Genomic DNA, 1,168 nt, shown 5'->3' with positions numbered 1-1,168 from the left:
CTGCTTGAGCAGTATCACCGTGCCGGGCAGCAACGCCTTGCCGCCGTGCAACGGGCCATGCAGCAGGGGGCCGCGAATGATGACTGGTTTATGCCGGAGGCTGCGTAAATGAACTATGCCGGACACGAAAAACTTCGCGCCGACGTGGCGGAGGTGGCCAACACCATGTGTGACCTTCGGGCCAGGCTGAACGATATGGAGCATCGCTGTCGCTTTGATTCCGATGTGCTTGTTGAACGCCTGACACGCCAGACGCTGTATCGCGCCAATCGCCTGTTTATGGAGGCGTATACCGAAATTCTGGAACTGGATTCCTGCTTCAAAGATTGAGAAGGAGACGAGAATGTACGGAACATGCGAAACGCTATGCCGGGAGCTGGCAGCAAAGTATCCGGGAGACGCGCCGCTGATGCTGGTTATCTGGTCCCCGGAAGAGATTCAGGCACTGGCTGACGGTATGGAAATTTCTCTGACCGATCATGAAATCAGGACCGTCCTGGCGCGCATGGAGGACATCCCGGAAGACCAGCGGACTGAATCCGGTATTTCTTCCGCCGCGGTGATGGAGATTATCAGCAACGTGAGCGAAAACCGCCAGGTGACCGTCCCTGCTGAACTGCTGGCGTCCCTGATTCAGACCGCTGAACAGGCACTGTGGAAACGTGAGTGGGCCGCCCGTGATAACGGCCTCGCCGTCCCGGAATGCGTTACCCGCCGTCAGGCGGTGGTTAATCAGGCCCGCACCCTGCTGAAAAACAACACACACGAAAACAACTGATGTTATCGCCGCCTGCCCTGCGGGCGGCGATACAGGGAGAACGCTTAATCATGAACGAAAACAGCACGCTGAACGCACTGATTTGTCGTCACGCCCGTAACCTGCTGCTGGCGCAGGGCTGGCCGGAAGAGACGGATGTTGACCAGCGAAATCCGAACTATCCGGGCTGGATCAGCATTTACGTGCGGCTGGATGCGCCCCGGCTGGCGACGTTACTTATCAACCGTCACGGCGGCGTACTGCCGCCGCTCCTGGCCTCCGCCATTCAGAGACTGACCGGAACCGGGGCGGAACTGGTACTGTCCGGCAGTCAGTGGCAGTCGCTGCCGGTACTTCCGGCAGACGGAACGCAGGTGTCTTTCCCGTATGCCGGAGAATGGCTGACCGAAG

2 protein-coding genes and 2 pseudogenes are annotated in these 1,168 nt (G+C 58.9%); all 4 read left to right on the top strand.

Annotated elements, in window-relative coordinates; translation table 11 throughout:
- A pseudogene (locus tag K0778_RS26255) lies at window positions 1-108 on the top strand (DNA methylase); the annotation flags it as partial.
- Window positions 109-330 carry a hypothetical protein gene (locus K0778_RS26250; protein ID WP_001104873.1) on the top strand — a complete coding sequence of 74 codons (222 nt, stop codon included), beginning with the start codon at window positions 109-111 and terminating at the stop codon, window positions 328-330. It begins immediately after the preceding pseudogene.
- Window positions 260-778, top strand: coding sequence for a DUF1380 family protein (locus K0778_RS26245; protein ID WP_123325260.1), 519 nt, complete (start codon window positions 260-262; stop codon window positions 776-778). Before K0778_RS26250 ends, K0778_RS26245 begins: the two co-directional genes overlap by 71 nt.
- A gap of 50 nt (window positions 779-828) precedes the next feature.
- Window positions 829-1,168, top strand: a pseudogene (locus tag K0778_RS26240) (hypothetical protein); the annotation flags it as partial.

Source organism: Escherichia sp. XD33, from assembly GCF_019375075.1.
Classification (GTDB): domain Bacteria; phylum Pseudomonadota; class Gammaproteobacteria; order Enterobacterales; family Enterobacteriaceae; genus Enterobacter; species Enterobacter flexneri_A.
Note: the sequence above shows the minus strand (reverse complement) of the source record. Positions and strands in the feature narration are given on the sequence as shown.